The 19,279-nt window shown below is 75.9% G+C and carries 19 protein-coding genes and 1 riboswitch; of the genes, 15 read left to right on the forward strand and 4 right to left on the reverse strand.

Going from position 1 to position 19,279, the window contains the following annotated elements; all coding sequences use genetic code 11:
* From AB6N24_RS18635 to AB6N24_RS18665, 7 genes are all read left to right on the forward strand, one after another.
* The coding region (locus AB6N24_RS18635) for a 3'-5' exonuclease (protein ID WP_412870876.1) at positions 1 to 1,831 on the forward strand (1,831 nt) is incomplete at its 5' end.
* 207 nt (positions 1,832 to 2,038) lie between these two features.
* On the forward strand, positions 2,039 to 3,865 hold the full coding sequence (locus AB6N24_RS18640; protein WP_412870877.1) for a hypothetical protein: 1,827 nt from the start codon (positions 2,039 to 2,041) through the stop codon (positions 3,863 to 3,865).
* On the forward strand, positions 3,862 to 4,491 hold the full coding sequence (locus AB6N24_RS18645; protein ID WP_412870878.1) for a hypothetical protein: 630 nt from the start codon (positions 3,862 to 3,864) through the stop codon (positions 4,489 to 4,491). The genes AB6N24_RS18640 and AB6N24_RS18645 overlap by 4 nt, the downstream gene beginning before the upstream one ends.
* 1 nt (position 4,492) lies before the next feature.
* On the forward strand, positions 4,493 to 4,945 hold the full coding sequence (locus AB6N24_RS18650; protein ID WP_412870879.1) for a DUF3592 domain-containing protein: 453 nt from the start codon (positions 4,493 to 4,495) through the stop codon (positions 4,943 to 4,945).
* Positions 4,946 to 5,075: 130 nt separating this feature from the next.
* Complete coding sequence (gene sucC / locus AB6N24_RS18655; RefSeq protein ID WP_412870880.1) at positions 5,076 to 6,257, forward strand: ADP-forming succinate--CoA ligase subunit beta; 1,182 nt, start codon at positions 5,076 to 5,078, stop codon at positions 6,255 to 6,257.
* 50 nt (positions 6,258 to 6,307) lie between these two features.
* Complete coding sequence (gene sucD, locus AB6N24_RS18660; protein ID WP_412870881.1) at positions 6,308 to 7,207, forward strand: succinate--CoA ligase subunit alpha; 900 nt, start codon at positions 6,308 to 6,310, stop codon at positions 7,205 to 7,207.
* A 134-nt stretch (positions 7,208 to 7,341) separates the two neighbouring features.
* A complete protein-coding gene (locus AB6N24_RS18665; protein ID WP_412870882.1) occupies positions 7,342 to 8,670 on the forward strand; it encodes a cell division protein PerM in 1,329 nt (442 codons plus the stop codon).
* A 9-nt stretch (positions 8,671 to 8,679) separates the two neighbouring features.
* Here AB6N24_RS18665 and AB6N24_RS18670 read toward each other — a convergent pair whose 3' ends face one another.
* Complete coding sequence (locus AB6N24_RS18670) at positions 8,680 to 9,249, reverse strand: hypothetical protein (protein WP_412870883.1); 570 nt, start codon at positions 9,247 to 9,249, stop codon at positions 8,680 to 8,682.
* A 39-nt stretch (positions 9,250 to 9,288) separates the two neighbouring features.
* Here AB6N24_RS18670 and purN point away from each other — a divergent pair, with 39 nt between their 5' ends.
* The 5 genes from purN (at position 9,289) to AB6N24_RS18695 (ending at position 13,401) form a co-directional block, all read left to right on the forward strand.
* A complete protein-coding gene (gene purN, locus AB6N24_RS18675) occupies positions 9,289 to 9,951 on the forward strand; it encodes a phosphoribosylglycinamide formyltransferase (protein WP_412870884.1) in 663 nt (220 codons plus the stop codon).
* A 107-nt stretch (positions 9,952 to 10,058) separates the two neighbouring features.
* Positions 10,059 to 10,601, forward strand: coding sequence for a histidine kinase (locus AB6N24_RS18680; RefSeq protein ID WP_412870885.1), 543 nt, complete (start codon positions 10,059 to 10,061; stop codon positions 10,599 to 10,601).
* A gap of 123 nt (positions 10,602 to 10,724) precedes the next feature.
* A complete protein-coding gene (locus AB6N24_RS18685; RefSeq protein ID WP_412870886.1) occupies positions 10,725 to 11,567 on the forward strand; it encodes a DUF4097 family beta strand repeat-containing protein in 843 nt (280 codons plus the stop codon).
* Positions 11,568 to 11,797: 230 nt separating this feature from the next.
* Complete coding sequence (locus tag AB6N24_RS18690) at positions 11,798 to 12,580, forward strand: ABC transporter ATP-binding protein (protein WP_412870887.1); 783 nt, start codon at positions 11,798 to 11,800, stop codon at positions 12,578 to 12,580.
* Complete coding sequence (locus tag AB6N24_RS18695) at positions 12,577 to 13,401, forward strand: ABC transporter permease (RefSeq protein ID WP_412870888.1); 825 nt, start codon at positions 12,577 to 12,579, stop codon at positions 13,399 to 13,401. Before AB6N24_RS18690 ends, AB6N24_RS18695 begins: the two co-directional genes overlap by 4 nt.
* A gap of 115 nt (positions 13,402 to 13,516) precedes the next feature.
* On the opposite strand, the gene AB6N24_RS18700 is transcribed toward AB6N24_RS18695, so the two are convergent.
* Positions 13,517 to 14,527 (reverse strand): NAD-dependent epimerase/dehydratase family protein, encoded by a 1,011-nt coding sequence (locus AB6N24_RS18700; protein WP_412870889.1) that lies wholly within the window; start codon positions 14,525 to 14,527, stop codon positions 13,517 to 13,519.
* Between the two features lie 127 nt (positions 14,528 to 14,654).
* On the opposite strand from AB6N24_RS18700, the gene AB6N24_RS18705 reads away from it, so the two are divergent.
* Together AB6N24_RS18705 and purH are read left to right on the forward strand one after the other, a co-directional pair.
* Complete coding sequence (locus tag AB6N24_RS18705) at positions 14,655 to 15,431, forward strand: TetR/AcrR family transcriptional regulator (protein WP_412870890.1); 777 nt, start codon at positions 14,655 to 14,657, stop codon at positions 15,429 to 15,431.
* 4 nt (positions 15,432 to 15,435) lie between these two features.
* Positions 15,436 to 15,529, forward strand: a riboswitch (ZMP/ZTP riboswitch).
* A 44-nt stretch (positions 15,530 to 15,573) separates the two neighbouring features.
* Positions 15,574 to 17,208 carry a bifunctional phosphoribosylaminoimidazolecarboxamide formyltransferase/IMP cyclohydrolase gene (gene purH / locus AB6N24_RS18710; protein ID WP_412870891.1) on the forward strand — a complete coding sequence of 545 codons (1,635 nt, stop codon included), beginning with the start codon at positions 15,574 to 15,576 and terminating at the stop codon, positions 17,206 to 17,208.
* A 57-nt stretch (positions 17,209 to 17,265) separates the two neighbouring features.
* Here the strand turns inward: purH and AB6N24_RS18715 are convergent, their stop codons facing one another.
* Complete coding sequence (locus tag AB6N24_RS18715) at positions 17,266 to 17,730, reverse strand: nitroreductase/quinone reductase family protein (protein ID WP_412870892.1); 465 nt, start codon at positions 17,728 to 17,730, stop codon at positions 17,266 to 17,268.
* A gap of 321 nt (positions 17,731 to 18,051) precedes the next feature.
* Here AB6N24_RS18715 and AB6N24_RS18720 point away from each other — a divergent pair, with 321 nt between their 5' ends.
* Positions 18,052 to 18,642 carry a DUF2867 domain-containing protein gene (locus AB6N24_RS18720; RefSeq protein WP_412870893.1) on the forward strand — a complete coding sequence of 197 codons (591 nt, stop codon included), beginning with the start codon at positions 18,052 to 18,054 and terminating at the stop codon, positions 18,640 to 18,642.
* Positions 18,643 to 18,738: 96 nt separating this feature from the next.
* Here the strand turns inward: AB6N24_RS18720 and AB6N24_RS18725 are convergent.
* On the reverse strand, positions 18,739 to 19,279 hold a 541-nt coding region (locus AB6N24_RS18725; protein ID WP_412870894.1), incomplete at its 5' end, for an oxidoreductase C-terminal domain-containing protein.

Below are 19,279 nucleotides of genomic sequence, written 5' to 3' on the forward strand. Positions count from 1 at the left end.
TCCGGCGCGATGGTCGGGGTGCGGAGCGCCGACGCCCTGGGGCCGCCGGCGTCCGGCTGCACCGAGCGGGCAGGCCCCCGCGGCCCCGGGCGGTGCGGCGGCGGCGGGCGGTGCGGAGGCGGTCGGCGGCGGGCCAGCGGAGCACGGGCACGACGAGCTGCGCGGCGAGCTCACGGTCGTCGGCGACGCCGACCAGTCGATCTACGCGTTCCGCGGCGCGACGATCCGCAACATCCTCGAGTTCGAGGCCGACTACCCCGACGCCCGCACGATCCTGCTCGAGCAGAACTACCGCTCCACCCAGACGATCCTGTCCGCGGCGAACGCCGTGATCAGCCGCAACCCGGGCCGCAAGCCCAAGCGGCTCTGGACGGACTCGGGCGCGGGCGCGCAGATCGTCGCCTACGTGGCGGACAACGAGCACGAGGAGGCGCGGTTCGTCGCCGAGGAGATCGACCGCCTCGGGGACTCCGCGGGCGTGCGGCCCGGCGACGTCGCCGTGTTCTACCGGGCGAACGCGCAGTCCCGCGCGCTCGAGGAGGTGCTGATCCGCGTCGGCCTGCCGTACAAGGTCGTCGGCGGCACGCGCTTCTACGAGCGGCGCGAGGTCAAGGACGCGGTCGCGTACCTGCGGGCGCTCGCGAACCCCGACGACGACGTCAACGTCCGGCGCATCCTCAACGTCCCGAAGCGCGGGCTCGGCGACCGCTCCGAGGCGATGGTCAGCGCGTACGCGGAGCGCGAGCGCATCTCGTTCGGTGCGGCGCTCGAGCGGCTCGACGAGGTGCCGGGGCTCGGCACGCGGGCGGTCACGGGCCTGCGCGGCTTCGCGACGATGATGGCGGAGCTGCGGGCGCTCGTGGACTCGGGTGCCGGGCCCGCCGAAGTGCTGGGGGCGGTGCTCGACCGGTCCGGATACCTCGCGGAGCTCCGCGCGAGCGAGGACCCGCAGGACGCCTCGCGCGTCGAGAACCTCTCGGAGCTGCACGCGGTGGCGTCCGAGTTCGAGGAGTCCGAGCCCGAGGGCGGGCTCGCGGACTTCCTGGAGCGCGTCTCGCTCGTCGCGGACTCCGACCAGATCCCCGGCGAGGGCGAGGGGGGCGTCGACCAGGGCGTGGTCACGCTCATGACGCTGCACACCGCGAAGGGCCTGGAGTTCCCGGTCGTGTTCCTCACGGGCATGGAGGACGGCACGTTCCCGCACATGCGCTCGCTCGCCGACACCGACCAGCTCGCCGAGGAGCGCCGGCTCGCGTACGTGGGGCTGACGCGCGCGCGGGAGCGGCTGTACATCTCGCGCGCCGCGGTGCGCACGGCGTGGGGGGTGCCCAACGAGTTCCCGGCGAGCCGGTTCCTCGACGACCTCCCCGAGGACCTCGTCGACTGGCGCCGGCGCGAGTCGAGCATGGACGTGCTGCGTCGCCCGGGCGCCGGGTCCGGCTACGGGTCGGGCAGCTACGGCTCCGGCGGGTACGGGTCCGGTGGCTCGCGGTCCGGCGCGGCGTCGAGCGGCGGGTACTACGGCTCGAGCGGGAGCGCGCGCTCTGGCCAGGGGGCGCGCGGCGCGTCGTCGTCGCGGGCCCGCTCGACCGCGCCGAGCACGTCGGGTCCGGCGGCCGCGGACGGACCGCGGTTCGGCTCCGCGACGCCGCGCCCGGACGCCGCCGTGCCGAGCCTCGCCCTCGGCGACAAGGTCACGCACGACGCGTACGGCATGGGCACGGTCGTCGCGCTCGAGGGCTCCGGCCCGAACGCCGTCGCGAAGGTCGACTTCGGCAGCGAGGGGACCAAGCGGCTCCTGCTGCGGTTCTCGCCGGTCACGAAGCTCTGAGCCGAACCGCCGGGGCCCGGCGCGCCCCCGCCGGGCGCGCCCCCGCCGGGCGCGCGCGGGCCCGACGCGGGACGCCCACCACGGTGCGTCGCGCGCTCGTGTGCAGCGCGTGGGCCCAGGGGCTCATGCGGTGCGACCGGCCAGGCCCCGGGGCCCTTCGTCGCGCACCGTCACCCGCCCTAGGGTGAGCGCGGCGAAAGGGTGGACATGACGTCGATCGATGCACGCGCGGCCGGAGCAGGTGCCGTCACCGGGGTCGTGGCCTATCTCGTGGTCACGGTGACCGTGCTCCCGCTCCTCGCGGGGAGCCTGCTGCGGGCGGGCGGACTGCTCGCCGCGGCGGTGGTGCTCGTGCTGCAGGTGCTCGCGCTCGCCGGGAGCGGGCTCGTGACCGCGCTCGTGATGCGCCGGCGCAGGAGCACGACGACGCGTCCGGGCGCCGTGCCGAGCGCCGTCGCCGGGGGCCTCGCGGGAGCCGTGGTCGTGCTGCTGCTCGGGTCGGCGGCGGCAGCGGCGAGCGCGTCGAGCGGTCTCGGCGTCGGCGCGCTCGTCTCGACGCTGCTCCTGTGGAGCGTCGCGCCCGCGGTCGGCGCCCTGCTCGTGCCGCCCTCGCACGACCCCGCGACGCGCGGGTACGGGGCGGCAGCCCGCGCGGCGTCGCTGCGCGGTGACGCCGGCGCCTCGACGCTCGAGACGCTCGGCGGCGCGACCGTCGCCGCGATCCTCGTGGTCGCGGTCGTCGCGGTGGTGGGCCCGCAGGGCTCGTGGCTCGGCGACAACGTGCGCCGGGGACTGTGCCAGGTCGCGACCGCGGGCCAGGGCGACTGCGGCAGCCGCATCCCGATCGACGCGGAGCGGCACCGCCCGACGAACGCGTGCGTGCTCGAGAACAGCGCCGACAGGCGCAACGCGTCGGTCGCGGTCACGTTCATCGCGGTCAAGGGCGGCGGCACGATCCGTGTCGAGCGGATGTCCGACGACACGTACCGGGTGTCGGCCGAGGGCACCGGGGGCATCGGCGTCACCGAGGGGCTCGGCGGCGGCGTGAGCGTGACCGTCGACGACTACATCCACGGCGGCGAGGCGCAGCTGTCCGGCTCGGCGTACGTCGAGGCCGCGGGCGGCGCGACCTGGGTGGTCGACGAGGCGGGCAAGGAGCAGCTCGTCGACTTCCTCGAGGAGCAGCGCGACTGGGCGACCCTCCAGGCGGGCCTGAGCGGCACGGGCCCGGTCGGCGGGGTCGCGGCGGGTGCGGCGTGGGCCGGCAAGGAGGTGTGGGACTGGATCACGGGCGACAGCTACACGCCGCCCGCCCCGGACGAGGTGTACGGCCAGGCCGGGATCGGGGGCGACGGCAGCGCGAGCGCCGCGGGGATCGTCAACGGTGCCGCGGTCAAGGGCGCCACCGCGACGGCGCTCGGCTCGCGCGTCAACATCCGGACCGGCGAGACGACCGTGTACTACACGTCGACGATCAGCGGCAGCGCCGCGCTGACCGGGCACGACCCGATCAACAGCACGCAGCTGCAGGCCGGCGGCGAGATGAAGGTCATGGTCGCGGTCACCGTCGACTCCGAGGGCAACCCGGTCAAGGTCTCGACCCAGGCGCTGGCCGTCGGCGACGCCAAGGCGTTCGCGGAGAACGCGTTCCTCGGCGAGACGTTCGACGAGCACCCGTCGGGCGGCAGCCTGCTCGAGGCGTCGGTCGAGCTCACCGGCCCGGAGACCCAGCGCATCGCGCTCGACCTGCTCGGGGCGACCGGCATCATCCCGCCCGGGACGCCGGCCCAGCGGGCGACGAGCGCGTACGACGCGTTCACGACCTTCACCGGCGCCGCACGCGACCGCGGCGTCATGACCCGCCAGGACGTCACGCTCGACACCAACACGTCGTTCGGCATCCAGGCCGGAGGTAAGGTCGGGCCCGTCGCGCTGGGCGGGACGTTCGAGAACTCGACGTCGACCGTGACGTCGGGCGACGCCTACTTCTTCAACGGATCGGGGTGGCAGCCGTGGACCGAGTGCGCCGCGTGACCTTCGCACTGACCGCGGCGGCCGTGCTCGCCGTCACCGGGTGCTCTGCCGACGAGCCGGGTACCGCGTCGTCGCCGGACGCGGCCTCGTCCGCCGACGCGACCGCCTCCTCGGTCATGGCCCCGACCGGCGCGCCCTCCGAGCTCACGCCGGCGGAGGGCTCGGGCGAGGAGGTCGACCTCGGGGGGCACGGCTCGTTCCGGGCGCCCGAGGGGTCGACGACCGAGCCCGGCGGGACCGAGATCCCGGGCGCCGAGCAGGTCCTCGTCCGGATGCCCGACGCGACGGAGCGCGGCGTGCCCGCGATCCAGGTGACCTGGCAGGCCGACGCCCCGGCCGGCGCCGTCGAGCAGTCCTGGTCGACCGAGCAGTCCCGGACCGTCGACCCGTCGGTGTCCGACTACGTGCGCTCGCCCGTCGAGTGGCCGGGTTCGGAGTCCTCGGTCGTCGCGACGTGGACCGAGGAGGTGGCGCTCGCGGAGGGCGGCACGACCGGGGTCGACGCGCTCGGGCTGTGGCTCGAGACGGCCGACGGCACGGTCGTCCTCGCGATCGCGTTCGCGCCCGCCGGCGAGCTCGACGGCTCGACGTCGCTCGAGGCGCTGCGCTCGCTGACGGTCTCCTGACGTGGCGGCCGGGCCCGGGCTCGGGCTGTTCGCCGTCGTCATCCTGGTCCTGACGCTCGTGCCGGCCGTCGCCCTCGTCGTCGGCGGCCTGGCCACGCGCCGCCGCTCCTCGACGGCCGGGCTCGTCCCCGTCGAGGCGGTCGTCGTCGACTTCAGCAACGCGACGCGCTCGAACCGGGTCACGTTCGACTACCCGGCGCCCGACGGCTCGTGGCTGCGCGCCACGCGCGTCGAGGGAGTCTCGACCGTCCGGCGCAGCGGGCTCCTCGTGCACCCCGGCGACCGCCTGACGGTCTACGTCGACCCGGCCCGCCCGGCGGACGTCCGGCTGACGCAGGACGGCAGCGCGGCGGGGCTCGCGGGGCCCGTGATGGTCGTCGCGGGGATCGTGTGGGGTGTCGTCGGCGTCGGGTTCCTGTCCGCGGTGCTGCTGCTGGCGCGCTCGGCGTCCTGACCCGCGGCCGGGCGGTGTGGCCCAGGCGACATCTCTCGATGTGAAGATACTTGTGATCCACGGCTACGATCGACGGGGCGCTGCGGCCAGACGAGGTCGCGATCGCGGGTCGACGGAAGGACCAAGCCAGGTGGACCTGTTCGAGTACCAGGCACGTGACATCTTCGAGAAGCACGGCGTTCCCGTGCTCGGCGGCGTCGTCGCCACGACCCCCGAGGAGGCCCGCGCGGGCGCCGAGCAGCTGCTCGGCGGCCAGCCCGGCGTCGTCGTGGTGAAGGCGCAGGTCAAGACGGGCGGCCGCGGCAAGGCCGGCGGCGTCAAGCTCGCGCGCTCGGCCGACGAGGCCGCGCAGCACGCCGAGGCCATCCTCGGCATGGACATCAAGGGCCACACGGTCCACCGCGTGATGATCGCCGCCGGCGCGAGGATCGCCAAGGAGTACTACTTCTCGGTGCTGCTCGACCGGGCCGAGCGCCGGTACCTCGCCATGGCGAGCGTCGAGGGCGGCATGGAGATCGAGCAGCTCGCGGTCGAGCGCCCCGAGGCCCTCGCGAAGGTCGCGGTCGACCCGCGCACCGGCATCGACGCGGCGAAGGCCGACGAGATCGTGCGGGCCGCCGGCTTCGACGCCGACGTGGCGCCCAAGGTCGCCGCGGTGCTGCAGAAGCTGTGGGACGTCTACGAGAACGAGGACGCGACCCTCGTCGAGGTCAACCCGCTGGTCCTCACGGAGGACGGCGAGATCGTCGCGCTCGACGGCAAGGTCACGCTCGACGGCAACGCCGCGTTCCGGCACCCGGACCACGCCGCGCTCGAGGACGCCGAGGCCGCCGACCCGCTCGAGGCCGCCGCGAAGGCCAAGGACCTCAACTACGTCAAGCTCGACGGCCAGGTCGGCATCATCGGCAACGGCGCGGGGCTCGTCATGAGCACGCTCGACGTCGTCGCGTACGCCGGCGAGGCGCACGGCGGGGTCAAGCCCGCGAACTTCCTGGACATCGGGGGCGGCGCCTCGGCCGAGGTCATGGCCGCCGGCCTCGACATCATCCTCTCGGACCCGCAGGTCAAGGCCGTGTTCGTCAACGTCTTCGGCGGCATCACGGCGTGCGACGCAGTCGCCAACGGCATCGTCGCGGCGCTCGAGATCCTCGGGGACCACGCGACCAAGCCGCTCGTGGTGCGCCTCGACGGCAACAACGTGCTCGAGGGCCGGCGGATCCTCGCCGAGGCGGGCCACCCGCTCGTCACGCTCGCCGAGACCATGGACGGCGGCGCGGACAAGGCCGCCGAGCTGGCGCACGCCGCCGCCTGAGCCCGGCCGCCCCTACCCGCGCAGACGCGAGAGACGAGAGAACAACAGACATGGCGATCTTCCTGACCGAGGCATCCAAGGTCATCGTCCAGGGCATGACCGGCTCCGAGGGCCAGAAGCACACGACGCGCATGCTCGCGAGCGGCACGACGGTCGTCGGCGGCGTGAACCCGCGCAAGGCCGGCACCTCCGTCGAGTTCCCGACCGGCTCGGGCGCGCACGCCGCGTCCGTGTCCGTGCCGGTGTTCGGCTCGGTGGCCGAGGCCGTCGAGCAGACCGGTGCCGACGTGTCGGTCATCTTCGTGCCGCCGGCCCACACCAAGGCCGCGGTCGTCGAGGCCGTCGACGCGGGCGTCCCGCTCGTCGTCATCATCACCGAGGGCGTCCCGGTCGACGACACCGCCGAGTTCTTCGCGTACGCGCAGGACAAGGGCGTGCGCCTCGTCGGCCCGAACTGCCCCGGTCTGATCAGCCCCGGGAAGTCGAACGTCGGCATCATCCCGGCGGACATCACGGGCCCCGGCAAGGTCGGCCTCGTGTCGAAGTCGGGCACGCTGACCTACCAGATGATGTACGAGCTGCGGGACTTCGGGTTCTCGACGGCCATCGGCATCGGCGGCGACCCGATCATCGGCACGACGCACATCGACGCGCTCGAGGCGTTCGAGGCCGACCCCGACACCGAGCTCATCGTGCTCATCGGGGAGATCGGCGGCGACGCCGAGGAGCGCGCCGCGGCCTACATCAAGGAGCACGTGACCAAGCCGGTCGTCGGCTACGTCGCGGGCTTCACCGCCCCCGAGGGCAAGACGATGGGCCACGCCGGCGCGATCGTGTCCGGCTCGGCCGGTACCGCGCAGGCCAAGAAGGAGGCCCTCGAGGCCGCCGGGGTCAAGGTCGGCAAGACGCCGAGCGAGACGGCGGCGCTCGCGCGCGAGCTGCTCTCCTGACGCCCCGCACCTGACAGCGCGCCGACGGCGCCGTACCCCCGAGCGGGGTGCGGCGCCGTCGGCGTCCGTGCGACATTCCCGGCACGCCGCACCGCCTGCCGGGTCGCGGGGCGATCGGCAGCGACGATGGACCCGTGAGCACCCCCACCGGAACCGAGCGGCTCCAGCGCGTGCGCCGCCAGCTGCTCACGGCCGACGACGGCACGTCCCGGTTCGGCATCTTCCGACCCGGGGAGGGCGAGGGCGCGGCCCGGTGGGTCGCCGGGCTGCTCGCGGGGCTCCAGGGCGCGATCCTGTCGCTGCTCGTCGTGGTGCTCCCCGCGGTCGCGGCGTACGTGGTGACGTCGGCGGACCCGTCGAACGCCGAGGTCCCGTGGACGCGCTCGCTCGAGCTCGGCACCGGCCTCTGGCTGCTCGCGCACGGCGTCCCCCTCGCGGTGGGGACGGACGTCCTGACCCTCGTGCCGCTCGGTCTGACGCTGCTCGCGCTGTACACGTGCCACGCGTCGGCCCGGCGCTCGGGGTACCCGACGTCCCTCGCGCTCTCCGCCGGGGTCGGCGGGTACGTCGTCGTCGCGGTCGTCCTGTCGCTGCTCGTGCGCGCGTCCGTCGGCCACGTGGTGCTCGCGGCGTCGGGCGCGCTCGTCGTGTCGGGGCTCGGGCTCGCGACCGGGCTCGCACGCCGCCCCGAGGCGCCCCCGCTGCGCGGGCTCACCCGGCCGCTGTGGTCGCGGGTCCCGGCCGCGGTGCGTGCGGGGGTCCCCGCGGGAGTGCTCGCCGTCGCGCTCGTGCTCGCCGCCGCCTCGCTCGTCACCGTCCTGTGGGTGCTCGCGGGACGCGCGACGATCGCCGACGTCATCGAGGCACTCGACCTCGACGCGGTCGGCGGGGGAGTGCTCGCCCTCGCCGAGCTGGCGTTCCTCCCGAACCTCGTCGTGTGGGCGTTCACGTGGCTCGCCGGGCCGGGGTTCCACGTCGGGACGGGCACGACGTTCACGACCGCCGAGGTCGTCCCCGGCCCGATCCCCGCGCTGCCCCTGCTCGGGGCGCTGCCGCAGCCCGACATGGCCGGGGGAGCGCTCGTCGCCGCCCCTGCGCTGCTCGTGCTGGCCGGGTGCGTCGCCGGCTGGTGGCTGCACCGGCGGACGGTCCCGGGCCGTGCCCGCGACGTGCTCGCCGCCGCCGCGGCGGCCGGACTGACTGCGGGGGCGTGCGCGGCCGGGCTCGTGTCGCTCGCGAGCGGGGCGGTCGGACCCGGCCGGATGGCCGAGGTGGGCGCGGCGTGGGCGCCGGTCGGGGGGGTCGTGGCCCTGGGGGTCGCCCTCGGCGCGCTGCTCGTCGCGCTCCCCGCGGAGCCGCTGGTGCGGGACGCGGTGCGGGGCGTGCTGCGGGACCGGCGGAGCGGGAGCGGAGCGCGCGGGGGCGCCGAGCGGGTCGCGGCGGAGGGCTCTCGCGAGACCTGACGGGTCTCGTCAGCCGCCGGAGGGCCGGCTCCGCATCATCTGCTCGAGGTCGACGGTCCGCTCCGAGACCCGGTCCTGGAACGCGCGCTCGCACTCGGTCCGGGCGCTGACGGTGAGCGCACCGCCCAGGCACTCCTCGCGGTCCTGGACGATCGGCCACATCGCGATCGTCCCGAGGAGCGCGGCCCCGATCAGGCCGGTGAAGCCGAGCCCCGCGACGATCATCGGGAGCATGAGCCCGGGGAGCCGTGCGCGCCACGTCGTGACGAGGGCGAGGCCACCCACGACCAGGGCCGCCCCGACGAGCACGAGCGCGCCGACCTTCCACGGCAGCGGGAGGTTGAACGTCACGACGGCCCCGAGGACGAGCAGCCAGAAGTGCAGGAGCTGCCGGCTCGCGCGGCGCACCTGGTCCGGGTCCGGCGGCTCGCGGGGCGGTGCCGGCGGGCGCGCGCCGGCGGGTCCGTGCGGACCGGGCTCACCCGGGCCGCCGGCGGGGCCGCGCGGAGCACGCGGCGTCTCGGGACGCAGGTCCGGGCGCGCGGCACCCTCCTTCGGCGGCGCGTACGGGTTGCTCACCCGAGCATTCTCGCGCATCCCGGGCGCTAGGGTCGGCGCGTGCCCGCTCCGAACCCGCCCCGCACCCCCAGCCCCGACGTCCTGCCGACCTCGACGCGCGTCGTCGTCCTGATCTCGGGGACCGGCTCGAACCTCGCCGCGCTGCTCGCGGCCCACGCGGACCCCGCGTACGGCGCGCGCGTCGTCGGTGTCGTGAGCGACAAGCCCGAGGCCGGAGGGCTCGCGCTGGCCCGGGCTGCCGGGGTCGCGACCGTCGTCGTCCGGCCCGGGGAGTTCGACGACCGTGCCGCGTGGGATGCCGCGCTCGCCGAGGCCGTGGCCGTGTTCAGCCCCGGCCTGGTCGTGAGCGCCGGGTTCATGCGGCTGCTCGGGGCGCCGTTCCTGGCCCGCTGGGGCGGCCGCGTGGTCAACACCCACCCGGCGCTCCTGCCGTCCTTCCCGGGCGCGCACGGCGTGCGGGACGCGCTCGCGCACGGTGCGAAGGTCACCGGCTGCACGGTCCACCTCATCGACGAGGGCGTCGACACCGGCCCGATCATCGCCCAGCGGGCCGTGGAGGTCCGCGACGACGACGACGAGGCGAGCCTGCACGAGCGGATCAAGACGGTCGAGCGGGAGCTCCTCGTCGACGTCGTGGGCCGGGTCGCGCGTGAGGGTCTGACGGTCGACGGGCGCCGGGTGCGGATCGGCTCCGGGGGCTAGCCGCGCCGACGTCGGACCCGTGTGTGGTGTCGCGGTGCGTCGCGATGACACCACGTGCGTTCATGAATCTCTTGCCATGACACCACTTGTGGTGTCATGATGGCGTCATGGACCTCACCCGCTACGTGGACGACCTGCAGCACCGGCTGGCCTCGGCCGCCGACGCCGCGGGTCAGGACGCCCGCGAGCTCGCAGAACGACTCGCCGCACCCCTCGACGCCGCCGTGCGGCTCGTCCTCCTGGACGCGCTGACCGCCGCCGCGGGGGAGATCTCCGCCGAGCTCGCGCCCGGCTCGGTCGACGTACGGCTGCGCAGCGGCGGCCCGGAGTTCGTCGTCGAGAGCCCCGGCGCGCGTCCCGAGCCCGCGTCGGCGCCCGCCTGGGCTCCCGCACCTCCCGCCGCGCCGACGGCCACCGCGCTGCCCGTGCCGCCCGAGCTCGACACGGGGAGCACGACCCGCACCACGCTCCGCCTGCCCGACCAGCTCAAGTCCCAGGTCGAGCTCGCCGCCGCCAGGAGCGGCCTCTCCGTCAACACCTGGCTCGTGCGCGCGGTGGCCGCGGCGCTCGAGCAGCCGACCGACCCGCCCGCCGCCCAGGCGCGCGCCGAGCCCCGCGGGGGGACCCGCCTCACCGGCTGGGTGCGCTGACCCGGGCCTCCACCGGACCGGCCGAAGCGCCGCGCACCGCCGCCGCACGCACGTCGCTCGTCACCCGTACCCGGGTCCACCCGACCCCGGTCCACGCCGTCCCGCCCATGCCCTGGAGCCGTCATGCCCACGTTCCCCGCCCCCGCCCCTCTTCCCGTCGTCGTCGACCTCCCCGTGGGCTGCAGCCTGCACGTCGTCGCGAGCGACCGCGACGACGTCGTGGTCACCGTGCTGCCCGCCGACGCCGCCAAGGCCGGTGACGTGCGCACGGCCGAGGAGGTCCGGGTCGAGCGCGACGACCGCGCCGTGACGATCACCGGTCCGCGCGCCTGGAAGCAGTACGTGCCGTTCGCCGCGGGCAGCATCGCGGTCACGGTCGAGCTCCCGGAGGGGTCCGACCTCAGCGGGAGGACGGGCACGCTCTACGCCGAGGGCCGGCTCGGGGACGTCGACGCGCAGGTCACCGCCGGTGACGCCCGGCTCGACGAGGTCGGGCGCCTCGACCTCAAGGTGTCCGCGGGGTCCGCCGTCGTGGGCCGGAGCACGGGTGCCACGTCCGTCAAGGCGTCGGCCGGCTCGGTGCGCCTCACCGAGCTGACCGGCGACGGGACGATCCGCGCCAGCAACGGGCCCACCGCCGTCGGGTCCGTGACCGGGTCGCTGCAGGTCACGGGTGCGCACGGGGAGATCTCCGTCGGGCGGGTCCGCGGCACGCTCACCGCGACCGCGGCGTCCGCCGGCATCCGCGTCGAGCGCGTCGAGCACGGCGCGGTCACGCTCACGACCTCCTACGGGGCGATCGAGGTCGGCGTCCCGGAGGGGACGGCCGCGTGGCTCGACGTCTCGTCCGAGCACGGCACCGCGCGCAACCAGCTCCTGCCCTCCGACGGCCCGGCGGACGACCAGCCGACGGCCGAGATCCACGCCAGCACCGGCTACGGCGACGTGATCGTCCGCCGCCCCTGACGCACCCGCCCTCCCTGGGGTGGGCCCTGACCGGGCCGTGCCCGGACCTGACTGACCGGGCCTCGCCCTCACGGGGTCGTGCCCTGACCTGACCGGGCCGTGCCCTGACCGGGCCGTGCCCTGCCCTGAGCGGGCCGCCCCCTGCGCGGCCCTGCCGTGCTCCGACGACGCCCACCCGACCGGGCGTCGCACCCACCCGCACCACCCTCACCACGAGACGGGACACCGCCATGCCTGCACCAGCTCCTGCGATCGCGCTCCGCGGTCTGCGCAAGTCCTTCGGGGACCACACCGTGCTCGACGGGGTCGACCTCGTCGTCCAGCCCGGCACCATCACGGCGCTGCTCGGCCCGAACGGCGCCGGCAAGACGACGACCGTCGGGGTCCTCTCGACCCTGCTGCGCCCCGACGGCGGCACCGCGCACGTCGCGGGGCACGACGTCGTGACGGAGCCCGGGGCCGTGCGCGCCGCGATCGGCGTCACGGGTCAGGCGTCCGCGGTCGACGACCTGCTCACCGGCGCGGAGAACCTGCGGCTCATGACCGCGCTGCACCACCTCGGCCGGCGCGAGGGGCGCGAGCGCGTCGAGCAGCTGCTCGCCCAGCTCGGCCTGACCGAGGCCGCCGGCAAGCCGGTGGCGACGTGGTCGGGCGGCATGCGCCGCAAGCTCGACCTCGCGATGACGCTCGTCGGGCACCCGGCGGTGGTCTTCCTGGACGAGCCCACCACGGGGCTCGACCCGCGCAGCCGCCGCACGCTCTGGGACGAGGTGCGGGCCCTGGTGGCGGGCGGCACGACCATCCTGCTCACCACCCAGTACCTGGAGGAGGCGGACCGGCTCGCCGACCGCGTCGCGGTCCTGGACGGTGGGCGCATCGTCGCCGAGGGCACGCCCGACGAGCTCAAGACCGCGCACGACGCCGGCTCGCTCGACGACGTCTTCCTGCGCCTCACGGCGCCGACCGACGACTCCCCGACCACCCCGACGACCTCGAAGGAGGTGGCCTCATGACCACCGCGACCCTGACCCCCACCGCGGGCCCGCGCCCCGTCGCCGACACGCTCACGATGCTGCGCCGCAACCTGCTGCGCGCCGCACGCTACCCGGGCCTGACGAGCTTCACGGTCGGCATCCCGATCGCGCTGCTCCTGCTGTTCGTCTTCGTGTTCGGCGGGGCGTTCGGTGCGGGCGTGGCGCCCGACGTCGCGCCCGGGGCCGACGGCCGGGCGGCGTACCTCGACTACATCACCCCGGCGATCCTGCTGTTCGCGGTCGTGGGGGCGGCGCAGAGCGTCGCGATCACGGCCTCGATGGACGCGACGAGCGGGATCATGGCGCGGTTCAAGACCATGGCCATCTCGCCCGGCTCGGTGCTCGGCGGGCCCGTGCTCGGCACGGTGGTCCAGGGGCTCCTCGCGGTGGTCGTGGTGCTGGCCCTCGCCCTCCTGCTCGGCTTCCGCCCGGACGCGGGGGCGCTGGACTGGCTCGCGCTGGCGGGGCTCCTCGCCGTGGTCACGTTCACGACGAGCTGGCTGTGCGTCGCGATGGGGCTCGCCGCGAGGTCGGTCGAGACGGCGTCGAACACCCCGATGCTGCTGACCGCGCTGCCGTTCCTCGGCAGCGGGTTCGTGCCCGTCGAGACCATGCCGCCCGCGGTGCGCTGGTTCGCCGAGTACCAGCCGTTCACGCCGGTGATCGAGACGACGCGCGGGCTGCTCGCCGGCACCGGGACCGCCGCGTCGACGACGCTCCTCGCGCTCGGCTGGTCGGTGGTCCTCGGCGTGCTCGGCTACGCGTGGGCGCACAGGCTGTACCGGCGCGAGCGCAGCTGACGTCGGCCGCCGAGGGCCCTGGCCCGCGCTCGCCGACAGGCGTGCCGGCATCGACCGGGCTCCGGTGCACGGGCGAGACGCGTCGCGTCCCGTCCGTGCACCGGAGTCCAGGGCGTCACCCGGCCGCGTGCCCCGTGCCGGCGGGCCGCGTGCCCGCGCGCCCCGTGCCGGTCACCCCGGTGGTCTCGGCCCGCCGCGCCGCGAGGGTCTCCTCGACGACGCGCGACCAGGGCGTCGCGGTGACGCCGAGGACCCGCTCGGAGGCCGTCGCGTCCAGCACGAACGGCTCGACGAACTGGTAGCCCATGGCGTGGATCTCGCGCATCATCGGGTGCACGAGCCCGACCGCGCGCACGACGGCGAGCGGGATGGTCCGGGTCCGCGGGGCGGGCGCCCCGGCGGCGGTCGCGAAGCGGGCCGCGACCTCGCGGTAGGTCAGCGGCTCGGGCGACGGGACGTGCCACGGGCGGCCCCAGGCGGCCTCGGTCGCGGCGGCGGCGGCGAGCGCACGTGCGAAGTCGGGCAGGTAGGTCCACGAGTGCGGGGTGTCGGCCGAGCCGATCGGGTACAGCGGCTTCCCGGCGAGCAGCGGCTCGAGCATGCGCGGACCGGCGTGCGCGTGGGCCTGCGCGCCGGGGCCGAGGTAGTCGCTGCCGCGCACCTCGGTCGCCCGCAGGGTGCCCGCGCGGTGGCGTCGCTCCAGCTCGTGCCACATCGCGGCACGCACGCCGCCCTTCGTCTCGGTCGTGGCGAGCGGGGAGTCCTCGCGCATGAGCTGCGTGCCGCGCCCGTAGCCGTAGAGGTTGCCCGCGACGACGAGCACCGCGCCGGTGGCCTCGGCGGCGGCGATCAGCGCCGACGCGACCGGCGGCCAGTCGGTGGTCCACCGGTGGTACGGCGGGTTCACGCAGTTGTGCAGCGCTGCGGCTCCCTGTGCGGCGCGCGTCAGGGCGGCGGCGTCCGTCGCGTCGGCTGCACGGTGCTCGATGCTGCCTCCGGCGGCGGTCGTGCGGGCGGCGGGTCCGCCCGAGCGGCTGAGCACGAGGACCTCGTGCCCGGCGTCGGCGAGCTGCTGGGCGACGGTCGAGCCGATGGGTCCCTTGCCGACGACCACGTGTCGAGCCATGAGGCGCTCCGATCGAAAGTGAGAGCGGTGCTCTCGTCTGTGAGCGATGCTTCCGCGCTGCGACCTCCGGTGTCAAGAGCACTGCTCTCGTTTGCGCGCACCGCTCTCGTCGAGCATGCTCGGGGACATGGCCGACTCCTCCAGCGCGCCCCGCGGCGCCCGCGAGCGCGCCCGCGCCGAGATCATGGCGGAGCTGCTGGCGAGCGCCCGGGCCCACCTCGTGGCCGACGGTGCGGCGAGCCTGTCGCTGCGCGCCGTCGCGCGCGACCTCGGCGTGGCGTCGTCCGCGGTGTACCGCTACGTCGAGTCGCGCGACGCGCTGCTCACCCTGCTCATCGTCGAGGCGTACGACGCCGTGGGCGGGGCGGCGGAGGAGGCCGCCCGGGCCGCGGAGCTGCGGGGGGCGGCGCCCGCGCAGCGCTGGCTCGAGGCCGCGCGTGCCGTGCGCTCCTGGGCGATCGCGAACCCCCACTCCTTCGAGCTCGTCTACGGCACCCCCGTCCGCGGGTACCGCGCCCCGGCGGACACCGTCGCCCCGGCGCTGCGGCTCTGGTCGGTGCTCGTCGGCGTGCTCGTCGCGGCGCACGCCGACGGCTCGCTGCGTCCCGTCGGACCGCTCTACGACCCGCGCGGCCTCGTCGAGCCGGACGTCTACGCGTTCGCGGGCCTGGGCGCCGAGGACGAGGTCCCCACCGACGTCGCGCTCGCGCTCACCCGGTCGATGTCGCTGTTCGCCTCCCTGGTCGGCGCGATCACCGCGGAGCTGTTCGGCCACCTGCACCGCGTCGCGGTCGACGCGGACCGCCTGTTCGACGTGACGATCGCGACCGCGTCCGCCGGCATCGGCCTGCACGTCGACCTCGGGGCGGGCCTCGACCTGGGGACCACCGCCGACCTCGGCTAGGATCGGTCCCGGCCGTGACTGGCGTACCTGAGGTGGGCTGAACCACCGGGGAGCGGCCGGAACCACCTACCGTCGCACCGTTCGCCTGGGTGCTCGGGTCCATGACGTCTCACGAGACCCACCGACCCGGGAGGTCACCGCCATGTCCCACGAGCTCACTCCGCTCGAGCCCGTCCTCGACCCCACCGCCCCGGAGACGCGCCGGCCGATCCGCCGCGCGCTCCTGAGCGTGTACGACAAGCAGGGGCTCGTCGAGCTCGCGACCGCCCTGCACGCCGCGGGCGTCGAGCTCGTGTCGACCGGGTCGACGGCCGGCACGATCGCCGGGGCCGGGGTGCCCGTGACGAAGGTCGAGGACCTCACCGGGTTCCCCGAGTGCCTCGACGGGCGCGTCAAGACCCTGCACCCGCGCGTGCACGCCGGGATCCTCGCGGACACGCGCCGCCCCGACCACGTCGCGCAGCTCGCGGCCCTCGAGGTCGAGCCGTTCGACCTCGTCGTGGTGAACCTCTACCCGTTCAGCGCGACCGTGGCCTCCGGCGCCGGGCCCGACGAGTGCGTCGAGCTCATCGACATCGGCGGGCCCTCGATGGTGCGCGCCGCCGCCAAGAACCACCCGAGCGTCTCGGTCGTCGTCGACCCGGCGCGCTACGCCGGGCTCGCCGAGGCCGTCGCGGCCGGCGGGTTCACGCTCGCCGAGCGACGCCGGCTCGCTGCCGACGCGTTCGCGCACACCGCCGCGTACGACGTGGCGGTCGCGTCGTGGTTCGCGTCGTCCTACGCGCCCGACGAGGTCGCGGGCGAGTCCGGCTTCCCGGCGGTGCTCGGCGGCACGTGGGACCGCGGCCGGGTGCTGCGCTACGGCGAGAACCCCCACCAGGGCGCCGCGCTGTACCTCTCGGCGGACGGTGCGGCGGGCGAGGGCCTGGCGGGCGCGACGCAGCTGCACGGCAAGGAGATGAGCTACAACAACTACGTCGACGCCGACGCCGCCTGGCGCGCCGCGCACGACCACGACGGCCCGGCGGTCGCGATCATCAAGCACGCCAACCCGTGCGGCATCGCGGTCGGCACCGACATCGCGGACGCGCACGCCAAGGCCCACGCGTGCGACCCGGTCTCCGCGTTCGGCGGCGTCATCGCGTCGAACGGCCCGGTCACGCTCGCGGCCGCGCAGCAGATCGCGCCCGTGTTCACCGAGGTCGTCGTCGCGCCGTCGTTCGACCCCGAGGCCGTCGAGCTGCTCACGCAGAAGAAGAACATCCGGCTGCTCACGGTCGCGGGCACGCCGAACGCCGCGCCCGTCGAGCTCCGCCCCGTGACCGGTGGGGTGCTGCTGCAGGTCGCCGACCGCGTCACGGCACCCGGCGACGACCCGGCGTCGTGGACGCTGGCCGCGGGCGACGCCGCCGACGACACGACGCTCGCGGACCTCGTGTTCGCGTGGCGCGCGGTCCGCGCCGTGAAGTCCAACGCGATCCTGCTCGCGCACGACGGCGCCTCCGTCGGCGTCGGCATGGGTCAGGTCAACCGGGTCGACTCGTGCCGCCTCGCGGTCGAGCGGGCCAACACCGGCGACGTCGAGCGGGCCCGCGGTGCGGTCGCCGCCTCGGACGCGTTCTTCCCGTTCGCCGACGGCCTGCAGGTGCTCCTCGACGCGGGCGTGCGCGCGGTCGTCCAGCCCGGCGGGTCGGTGCGCGACGAGGAGGTCGTGGCGGCCGCCCAGGCAGCCGGCGTGACGCTCTACCTCACGGGCACGCGGCACTTCGCGCACTGACGCGAGCGCCCTGGGGTGCGCCGGAGCAGGACGCCGGCGCACCCCGGGGCGGCGCGGTCACCGCGGCGGAGGTCCGGTGGTGCCTGCCGCCCGCGGCTCGAGGACCACGACGGCGGTCGGGGTCGACCGTGAGGCCGTCAGGGCGTCGAGCCCCGGGTCGACCGCCATCCACCGCTGCCACAGCCGTGCCCGCTCCTGCCCGACGGCGGCGCGTGCGTGCACGGGGCGGGGGTCCTGCCCGGCGAGCCGGACCGTCGCGTCCGGGTGCGCCTGCAGGTTGAGCCACCACGCGGGGTCGCCCTCCGCCCAGCCGTTCATCGCGAGCGTGACGAGGTCCGGGCCGTCCTCGAGGTAGCCCAGGATCACGCTGCGCTCAGCGCCGGACCTCCGGCCGGTGGTCGTCAGGTGCAGCGCACCCCAGCCGCGCCGGCTCGACGTCGTCCACAGGAAGCGTCCGCCGCTCACCCGGTACAGCGCACGGTGGACGCGCCACGCCGTCGTGACGACCCACCGCGGCGGCACCCGCGGCGCTGCCGCGCCCCCAGAGCCCCCGGAGCCCCCGGAGCCCGCTGTGCCGCCGGAGCCCCCGGAGCCCCCGGAGCCCCCGGAGCCCCCGGAGCCCGCGGTGCCGTGTCCGTCCGCTGTGCCCATGACCGTCCTCGAGGTCGACGCCGACCCGGGTCACGCTAGTGCCGCGCGGGCCGCAGGCCCAGGCCGGGGCTCAGCGTCGTCACAGGTCAGGGCCCCTACGGTCGGCCGAGGGACGCCGCACCGGTGCGCCCGCCACGCCGCGGTCCGGCGCTCGGGACGCCCGGGTGGACCCCGCACCTGTCCGGAGGACCCATGAGACTCCCCGCCGCCGTCCACACCTCGTCCCCGTGGCGCCTCCACGAGGTCGCACCCGACTTCGCGGTCGAGGACGTGTGGGCGCTCGCGACGCCCGGCGGCCCGGACGACCTCCCACGGCTCGTCGAGGCGATGTTCGCCGGCCGGTTCCCGGACGACGCCCCGCTCGTCGTGCGGGCGCTGTGGTCCGCGCGGGAGCGGATCGGCTCGGCGCTCGGCTGGGACCGGCCCGACGACGGGCTCGGCGTGCGCGTGCCGTCGCTGCGCGAGCGCCTGCCGGCCGACCTGGGCCTGCCGCCCGGCGGGCCGGATCCCGCGCCGTTCACGCCGCTCTACGCGACCCGCGACGAGTGGGTCGCCGAGACGGCGAACCGGACGGTGCACGCCGTGCTGCACCTCGCCTGGGTGCCCGACGGCGACGGCGGGCACACCGGCCGGCTCACCGTGCTCGTCCGGCCCAACGGCCGCCTCGGCGCGGCGTACATGACCGCGATCGCGCCGTTCCGGCTCCTGCTCGTGTACCCGGCGATGCTGCGCGGGATCGAGCGGCGGTGGCGCGAGCCGGCCGTGCCGTCGGCACCTCGCTGACGCACCGGGCCCAGCCCGGCCCCGGCGTGCTGCGCACCGGCGCGAGCCGCGGGCGGTGAACCGGCCCGTCATGGACCGGAGCGACGGACCGTCCCGTCACGGACGGGGGAGCGGGCGCCCCGGGTCGGCGGCGGCGTCGCGGTCGACGCGCGGGAGCCGGGCCCCCGAGAACAGCCGGCGTGCGGCGGCGACGTCTCGCGGGCGGTCGACCGTGAGCACGGCGGTCAGCTCGTCGGTGCCGCGGGCGAACCACAGCGCCGACCAGCCGCCGGCCGCGGGGTCGCCGCGCAGCACCGCGTCGTCGGTCTCGCCGCGGTGGCCGTAGAGCGTCAGGTCGTGCCCGAGCTGGGTCGAGAACACGTACGGCGCGGGGTCGTCGGCGGGTCCGACGGCGTCGACCGCACCGCCGCCGTGCCGGTCGGCACCGCCGTGACGGTCCGCACCGCTCCGGCCTCCCGCACCACCGTGCCCCTCCACACCGCTCTGCCCGTCCGCACCGCCGTGCCCGTCCGCACCGCCGTGCCCGTCCGCGCCGTGGGCGCCGCCCGCGAGCGACCCCGGCCGCAGCAGGTCCCGCACCGCGACCGGCGGCCCGGTGAGCGCGCCGTCCCAGTGCCCGCCGGGCACGAGGCCGTGC

The sequence above is a fragment of the Cellulomonas jepli genome (assembly GCF_047229345.1).
In the GTDB taxonomy this organism is placed as follows: Bacteria; Actinomycetota; Actinomycetes; order Actinomycetales; family Cellulomonadaceae; genus Cellulomonas_A.

Coding starts and splice junctions, on each gene's coding strand:
- AB6N24_RS18640 (WP_412870877.1), top strand. CDS start 2,039: ATGACGTCGATCGATGCACGCGCGGCCGGAGCAGGTGCCGTCACCGGG.
- sucD (WP_412870881.1), top strand. CDS start 6,308: ATGGCGATCTTCCTGACCGAGGCATCCAAGGTCATCGTCCAGGGCATG.
- AB6N24_RS18680 (WP_412870885.1), top strand. CDS start 10,059: ATGGACCTCACCCGCTACGTGGACGACCTGCAGCACCGGCTGGCCTCG.
- AB6N24_RS18685 (WP_412870886.1), top strand. CDS start 10,725: ATGCCCACGTTCCCCGCCCCCGCCCCTCTTCCCGTCGTCGTCGACCTC.
- AB6N24_RS18690 (WP_412870887.1), top strand. CDS start 11,798: ATGCCTGCACCAGCTCCTGCGATCGCGCTCCGCGGTCTGCGCAAGTCC.
- AB6N24_RS18695 (WP_412870888.1), top strand. CDS start 12,577: ATGACCACCGCGACCCTGACCCCCACCGCGGGCCCGCGCCCCGTCGCC.
- AB6N24_RS18700 (WP_412870889.1), bottom strand. CDS start 14,527: ATGGCTCGACACGTGGTCGTCGGCAAGGGACCCATCGGCTCGACCGTC.
- AB6N24_RS18705 (WP_412870890.1), top strand. CDS start 14,655: ATGGCCGACTCCTCCAGCGCGCCCCGCGGCGCCCGCGAGCGCGCCCGC.
- purH (WP_412870891.1), top strand. CDS start 15,574: ATGTCCCACGAGCTCACTCCGCTCGAGCCCGTCCTCGACCCCACCGCC.
- AB6N24_RS18720 (WP_412870893.1), top strand. CDS start 18,052: ATGAGACTCCCCGCCGCCGTCCACACCTCGTCCCCGTGGCGCCTCCAC.